Source organism: Porphyrobacter sp. AAP82 (assembly GCF_000331285.1).
Lineage (GTDB): Bacteria > Pseudomonadota > Alphaproteobacteria > Sphingomonadales > Sphingomonadaceae > Erythrobacter.
Genome location: NZ_ANFX01000008.1, coordinates 208,436 through 214,798 on the forward strand (window position 1 = coordinate 208,436; position 6,363 = coordinate 214,798).

The following is a 6,363-nucleotide window of genomic DNA, read 5'->3' on the forward strand; positions in this document are numbered from 1 at the left end:
ACGGGGACCACCGAAGGTGGTGGAGGGGCGAGCGGCCATCGCACTTGCCGCCATAAGACGCGGGGTCTACCGCTCGAAGCGATGACCCACCCCACCAAATCGGAACTCCGCCAACAGCTCCGCGCCGCGCGCCGTGCGCATGTTGCGGCGCTGCCGGACTCCATTCGCGGCCTGCTGTTCCATCGCCCCCCGGCCCCGCTCCTCGCACGGATCGGCGACGAGGCGGTGATCGGCCTCTACCACGCCGCCGCCCACGAGGCCCCTGCGAGCGGCTATGCGCGCTTCTTCCACGAGGCGGGGCACACCATCGCCCTCCCCCGCTTCGCCGCGCGCGGCGCCGCGATGACCTTCGCGCGCCACACCGACCCCCATGACGAGAGCGACCTTGAAGTCGGCCCCTTCGGCATGCTCCAGCCCGCCGCCGAGGCCGGGGCGCTGGTGCCGGACGTGCTGTTCGTGCCGTTGGTGGGGTTCACCCCCGATCTCGACCGGCTGGGGCAAGGCGGCGGGCATTATGACCGCTGGCTCGCGGAACATCCCCCGCAGCTGGCCGTTGGCCTTGCATGGGACGCACAGGCCTGCGCGACCCTGCCCACCGAACCCCACGACAAGCCGCTGGGTGCGGTCGTCACCCCCACCCGGATCTACGGAAGCCTCTGAACCATGCGCGAGACCCCGACCTGGCGAATTCCTCTCGGCATCTTCGCGTTGTTCATCGCCCTGATGGTCTACGGCATCGTGATCGCGCGCTATGCCCCCGACATCATCGGCGGCTGGCCGGGCGCGGCGCAGACCGTGGTCTACGTGATCCTCGGCCTTGTCTGGCTGCTGCCCTTGCGGCGCTTCCTGATCTGGATGGAGACCGGCAGCTGGAGCCCGCCGGAATAGCCAAAAGAAAAGGCGGACCGAAGCCCGCCTTGTCGCTGCCCCAAGGGCTGTCCGGGAGACAAGTGGCGCGAGTGACGGGGCTCGAACCCGCGACCTCCGGCGTGACAGGCCGGCGCTCTAACCGACTGAGCTACACCCGCGCATCTTGTCCTGAACGAGCGTTCCGGCAAGGCCGTCCCGCTCGTGGAGCAGCGCCATTAGGGCGGAGGCTTCGGGCTGTCAACGCCCTCTTGGCCTGCCTTGACGCAATAATTTCACCTAATCGACCAGCAGCAGCGCCGGGGTCTCGATCAGCCGCTTCATGCCCTGAATGAAGCTCGCCGCATCGTGCCCGTCGACCACGCGGTGATCGCAGGAGATCGAGATGTTCATCAGCTTGCGCCTGGCGATGCGCTCGCCTCCCATCCCGTCGGGGACGAACATCGGGCGCTCGACGATGCGGTTGGGGCCGATGATCGCGACCTCCGGCCGGTTGATGACGGGCGTGGTCGCAACGCCGCCCAGGGGCCCGAGCGAGGTGACGGTGAGGGTCGAGCCCGAGAGCTCCTGGGAGGTTGCCTTGCCGGTGCGGGCAGCCTCGGCCAGACGGCCGATCTCGCGGGCAAGCTGCCACAGGTTCAGGCCTTGCGCGTCGCGAATCACCGGCACCATCAAGCCGCTTGTCGTCTGCGCTGCCATCCCGAGATGCACCGCGCCATAACGGGTGACGACATTCGCCTCGTCATCGAAGCGCGCGTTGATCATCGGGAAGGCCGGAATGGTCTTGCAGATCGCGGTGATCAGCAGCGGCAGCATGGTGAGCTTCGGCCTGTCGCCCCGCGCAGCGTTCAGCTGCGCGCGCAGCTCTTCCAGATCGGTGACGTCGCACTCCTCGACATAGGTGAAGTGCGGGATGTGACGCTTGGCCGCGGCCATGTTCTGCGCGATGCGCTTCCTGAGACCGATCACCTTGATCGTCTCGTCGCCCCGCGCCTTGCCCGCCGCACCGAAGCCCCCGTTATAGGCGAGGAAGGCGTCAAGATCGGCGTGGCGCACGCGGCCATCGGCGGCGGGCCTGACCTGCGCAAGGTTGATGCCGAGATCGCGCGCGCGCTGGCGCACGGCAGGGGAGGCCAGAACCTTGGCCTCGGCCCGGTGTTGGGACGCAGGGGCCGGTGCTGCCGTGGCAGCCTCGCCGGCGTCCGAAGCAGCCGGCGATTCGGCCTCGATCCGCTCGGCCACCTCTTGCGAGGTCGGCGCATCGGACATGTCATCTTCGGCCTGCACGGCGGCGGCTTCGGCTTCCTCTTCGGTCACCTCGCCTTCGGTCTCGATCACCAGCAGCATCGCGCCGATCGCGACCACCTCGCCGGCTTCGCCCGCAAGCGCCGTCACCACACCCGACACCGGGCTTTCGATGTCGATCGTCGCCTTGTCGGTCATCACGTCGACGATGTGCTGGTCTTCCTCGACCCGGTCGCCGACCTTGACGTGCCATTCGACGACTTCCGCCTCGGCCACGCCTTCGCCCACGTCGGGCATTTTGAAGATGAATTTCGCCATGACGCGGTCAGTCCTTGAGCAGCTTGTCGATTGCCTCGCCGATGCGGACCGGGCCCGGGAAATAGGCCCATTCGAGGCTGTGGGGATAGGGCGTGTCGAAGCCGGTGACGCGTTCCACGGGCGCTTCGAGGTGGTAGAAACAGCGTTCGGTAACGAGCGCCGAAAGCTCCGCCCCGAAGCCCGAGGTGCGGGTCGCCTCGTGGACGACGAGGCAGCGCCCGGTCTTTGCGACCGAGGCTTCGATCGCCTTGATGTCGAGCGGGACCAGCGTGCGCAGATCGAGGATTTCGGCATCCACGCCCTTGGCCGCGCACACCGCCTCGGCGACATGGACCATCGTGCCATAGGCGAGCACGGTCAAGGCCTCGCCCTCGCGCACCGTGCGCGCCTTGCCGAGCGGCACCTTGTAATAGCCTTCCGGCACCACGGAATCGGGGTGCTTCTTCCACGGCTCGACCGGCTTGTCGTAATAGCCCGAGAACGGTCCGTTGTAGATGCGCTTGGGTTCGAAAAAGATGACGGGGTCATTGTCCTCGATCGCCGAAATCAGCAGGCCCTTGGCGTCATGGGGGGTTGCCGGGATCACGGTCTTGAGACCCGCCACATGGGTGAACAGCGCCTCGGGCGACTGGCTGTGGGTCTGGCCGCCGAAAATGCCCCCGCCGAAGGGCGAGCGCACGGTCATCGGCGCGATGTAATCGCCCGCCGAACGGTAACGCAGCCGCGCGGCTTCGGAGACCAACTGGTCGAGGCCGGGATAGATGTAGTCTGCGAACTGGATTTCCGGGACCGGCCGGAGCCCATAGGCCCCCATCCCCACCGCCACGCCAATGATCCCGCATTCGCTGATCGGGGTGTCAAAGACACGCGTCTTGCCGTGCTTGGCCTGAAGCCCGGCGGTGGCGCGGAACACGCCGCCGAAATAGCCGACATCCTCGCCCATGATGATCACGTCGGGATCGCGGGTCAGCATGATGTCGAGCGCTTCGTTGATCGCCTCGATCATGTTGAGGCGGCGCCCGGCGTCCTTGGCCCCGATCACGGCCTCGCCCAGAGTGGCAGGTTGCTCGCTCATCCAAAGGGCCTTTCGGTGCCGAACTTGGCGATGCGCTCGCGGATCGCCTGCTCGGCCTGCTCCTCGAGGTGCCAGGGGAGTTCCTCGTAGACGTCCTCGAACATGGTGTGGAACGGGTGGTGGAGGCCATGGCCCAGGATGCCGTTCTTCTCGGCTTCCTTGGTGGTCGTCTTGACCCGCTCGGCGCATTCGAGGTCCATCGCGCTCTGGCGCTCCTCGTCCCATTCGCCGATGGCGATAAGGTGGTTCTTGAGGCGGTTGACGGGATCGCCGAGCGGCCATTCATCGCGCTCTTGCGCAGAACGGTAGCCCGAGGGGTCGTCCGAGGTGGAGTGGCCTTCCGCGCGGTAGGTGAAGTATTCGATGAGGCTCGGCCCGTGATTGCCCCGCGCGCGGGTTGCGGCCCATTCGGCGGCAGCATAGCAGGCGAGCGGGTCATTGCCGTCGACGCGCAAGGCGGCAATGCCATAGCCAAGCCCGCGCGCGGCAAATGTGGTGCGCTCGGCGCCTGCAAAGCCCGAGAAGCTGCTGATCGCCCACTGGTTGTTGACCACGTTGAGGATGACCGGCGCGTTGTAGACGGCGGCAAAGGTGCAGGCCGAGTGGAAATCGCCCTCGGCGGTCGAGCCCTCGCCCACCCAGCTTGCCGCGATCCGGCTATCGCCCCGGCAAGCGCTCGCCATTGCCCAGCCCACCGCTTGCGGACACTGCGTGGCGAGGTTGCCCGAAATGCTGAAGAAGCTGTGCTCTCGGCTCGAATACATGATCGGCAGCTGGCGGCCCTTCAGCTTGTCGGCCTTGTTCGAATAGATCTGGTTGATCATCTCGATCAGCGGATAGCCGCGCGCGATCAGGATCCCCTGCTGGCGGTAGGAGGGGAAGATCATGTCGTCGCTGGCGAGCGCCATCGCGGGGGCGATCGAGGTTGCCTCTTCCCCGGTGCACTTCATGTAGAAGCTGGTCTTGCCCTGCCTTTGCCCGCGGAACATCCGCTCGTCGAAGGCGCGCACCAGCGCCATGTGGCCGAGCATGGTGCGCAAGCGATCGGGCGAAAGGCGCGGGTTCCAGGGGCCGTGCGCAAGGTTGTCGTCACCCAGCACCCGGACGAGACCATAGGCAAGGCCCGCCATCTGCGAGGGGTGGACGCCCTCGTCGGGACGCGGCTGGTCGCCGGGCGCGCCGATATCGATATGCGAGAAATCCGCGGTGTCGCCGGGGCGGTATCTGGGCTCGGGCACGTGCAGCGCAAGCGCCGGGCGGTTGCCCTCTGCGGGATTGCCAGAACCGGCCATATTGCGCGCTCTCCCCATGCCGGCACGCCGCGCGGGAGCGGGTGCGATCATTGCTTGAATACGTATTTTTATTTCACCGCCGGTGAGCGGTCAAGCACGGCGAGCGCGGCGGCCTCACACCGCAACAGGCGCGCTGATCGGGGGCAGCGGGGTGTAATCATGCACCACAAAGTCCTCGATCCGGTAGTCGAATATTGTTTCGGGCAGCCTTGTGATGGCGAGCCGCGGGTGGCCCTGCGGCTGGCGCGCAAGCTGCTCCGCGATGAGGTGCGCGTGGTTGAGGTAGAGATGCACGTCGCCCCCCATCCACACCAGCTCGCCCGGCTCCATCCCCACCTGCTGCGCGATCATCGCGGTGAGGAGCGCCGCCGACCACAGGTTGAACGGCAGGCCAAGCGCGACATCGCAAGAGCGCTGGTAGAGCAGGCAGTTGAGCCGCGCGCTGCTACCCTCCCCGCTGACGTGGAACTGGTAGGTCTTGTGGCACGGCGGCAGCGCCATGCGGTCAAGCTCGGCAACGTTCCAGCCCTCGATGATGTGGCGGCGGCTGCCGGGTGCGGTGCGCAGACTCTTGATCACCTGCGCGATCTGGTTGATGCCTTCGCCCTTCTCGTAGAGCCCGTCGGGACGGTAGCGGTAGGTCGGCCAGTCCACCCACTGCTTGCCATAGACCGGACCGAGATCGCCCCAGCGGAGGGCGAAGGCCTCGTCCTCGGCGATGCTCTGGACGAAATCCTCGAGGCTGACCTGATCGCCCGTCTCGCGCACATAGCGCGCGTGGGGCCACTCGTTCCAGATCTTGACGCCCTGGAGCACCAGCGGGCGAATGTTCGTCTCGCCGGTCAGGAACCACAGCAATTCACGCGTCGCGGTCTTCCAGTAGACACGCTTGGTGGTGAGCAGCGGCATGGCGCCGCCGCCAAGATCGAATCGCAACATCGCCCCGCACACCGAACGCGTGCCGATCCCGGTGCGGTCGATCCGTTCGCTCCCGGTCTGCCAGATCTGCCGCATCAGATCGAGATACTGCTGTTCAGGGTGGGCTGGTGCCGGGGAAGAGAAGGGAATCGCGCTGCTGGCCATGGGCGCGACTATAAGCCGCAATTGCCCGCTTGCCACCATGCCCATCCACACCTATAGGGCGCGCCTTGCCTCGACCCGCAGGGCCTTCCGGGCGCGCGGGAACGACACGGTCGGGGAGTAGCTCAGCCTGGTAGAGCACTGTCTTCGGGAGGCAGGGGCCGGAGGTTCGAATCCTCTCTCCCCGACCATAACTACCTGAAAAACAAGTGGTATTTTTTGGGCCAGTTGGAGCACTGTCTCTTTCAGGGTCCGGTTTGGGGTCCGGTTTCGATTTTTATCTGAATCTCTTTCGCGGTCGAATCCGAACAATGACTACTGGTCACAGTTTCTTCGTTGGATCACTGTCTTCTTTTGGGGACGCACAAGCGACGGTATTCTAGCCCGGCCGTCGAAGCCGAGCGGCCCGTCCTATCGCTGTTGACGTGACCCCCTGATTTTCCTCCACGAGCGATTAGAGTCTGGCCTGAAGGAAGGACAGACGAT

The 6,363-nt window shown here is 66.0% G+C and carries 6 protein-coding genes and 2 tRNA genes; 3 read left to right on the forward strand and 5 right to left on the reverse strand.

The annotated features are described in order from the left end of the window. The first annotated feature begins 81 nt into the window (after positions 1-81). Both D620_RS0101885 and D620_RS0101890 read left to right on the forward strand, forming a co-directional pair. Positions 82-660, forward strand: coding sequence for a 5-formyltetrahydrofolate cyclo-ligase (locus tag D620_RS0101885; RefSeq protein WP_017664088.1), 579 nt, complete (start codon positions 82-84; stop codon positions 658-660). Between the two features lie 3 nt (positions 661-663). Further along, positions 664-888 carry a DUF2842 domain-containing protein gene (locus D620_RS0101890; RefSeq protein WP_026091878.1) on the forward strand — a complete coding sequence of 75 codons (225 nt, stop codon included), beginning with the start codon at positions 664-666 and terminating at the stop codon, positions 886-888. A gap of 63 nt (positions 889-951) precedes the next feature. Here the strand turns inward: D620_RS0101890 and D620_RS0101895 are convergent. From D620_RS0101895 to thyA, 5 genes are all read right to left on the reverse strand, one after another. After that, positions 952-1,028, reverse strand: a tRNA-Asp gene (locus D620_RS0101895). A 118-nt stretch (positions 1,029-1,146) separates the two neighbouring features. After that, positions 1,147-2,430: a dihydrolipoamide acetyltransferase family protein gene (locus tag D620_RS0101900; protein ID WP_017664090.1), complete on the reverse strand. Its 1,284-nt coding sequence runs from the start codon at positions 2,428-2,430 to the stop codon at positions 1,147-1,149. A gap of 7 nt (positions 2,431-2,437) precedes the next feature. After that, positions 2,438-3,505, reverse strand: a complete 1,068-nt coding sequence (locus tag D620_RS0101905; RefSeq protein ID WP_017664091.1) for an alpha-ketoacid dehydrogenase subunit beta — start codon at positions 3,503-3,505, stop codon at positions 2,438-2,440. Then, positions 3,502-4,797, reverse strand: coding sequence for a thiamine pyrophosphate-dependent enzyme (locus D620_RS0101910; RefSeq protein WP_017664092.1), 1,296 nt, complete (start codon positions 4,795-4,797; stop codon positions 3,502-3,504). Before D620_RS0101910 ends, D620_RS0101905 begins: the two co-directional genes overlap by 4 nt. A 114-nt stretch (positions 4,798-4,911) precedes the next feature. Next, positions 4,912-5,880, reverse strand: coding sequence for a thymidylate synthase (gene thyA / locus D620_RS0101915; RefSeq protein WP_017664093.1), 969 nt, complete (start codon positions 5,878-5,880; stop codon positions 4,912-4,914). A 111-nt stretch (positions 5,881-5,991) separates the two neighbouring features. Here thyA and D620_RS0101920 point away from each other — a divergent pair. Continuing rightward, a tRNA-Pro gene (locus D620_RS0101920) sits at positions 5,992-6,068 on the forward strand. Positions 6,069-6,363: the final 295 nt, after the last annotated feature.

What these genes read in the sequence shown, in the direction of transcription:
- D620_RS0101885 (WP_017664088.1), top strand. Translation starts at nt 82, where the DNA reads ATGACCCACCCCACCAAATCGGAACTCCGCCAACAGCTCCGCGCCGCG.
- D620_RS0101890 (WP_026091878.1), top strand. Translation starts at nt 664, where the DNA reads ATGCGCGAGACCCCGACCTGGCGAATTCCTCTCGGCATCTTCGCGTTG.
- D620_RS0101900 (WP_017664090.1), bottom strand. Translation starts at nt 2,430, where the DNA reads ATGGCGAAATTCATCTTCAAAATGCCCGACGTGGGCGAAGGCGTGGCC.
- D620_RS0101905 (WP_017664091.1), bottom strand. Translation starts at nt 3,505, where the DNA reads ATGAGCGAGCAACCTGCCACTCTGGGCGAGGCCGTGATCGGGGCCAAG.
- D620_RS0101910 (WP_017664092.1), bottom strand. Translation starts at nt 4,797, where the DNA reads ATGGCCGGTTCTGGCAATCCCGCAGAGGGCAACCGCCCGGCGCTTGCG.
- thyA (WP_017664093.1), bottom strand. Translation starts at nt 5,880, where the DNA reads ATGGCCAGCAGCGCGATTCCCTTCTCTTCCCCGGCACCAGCCCACCCT.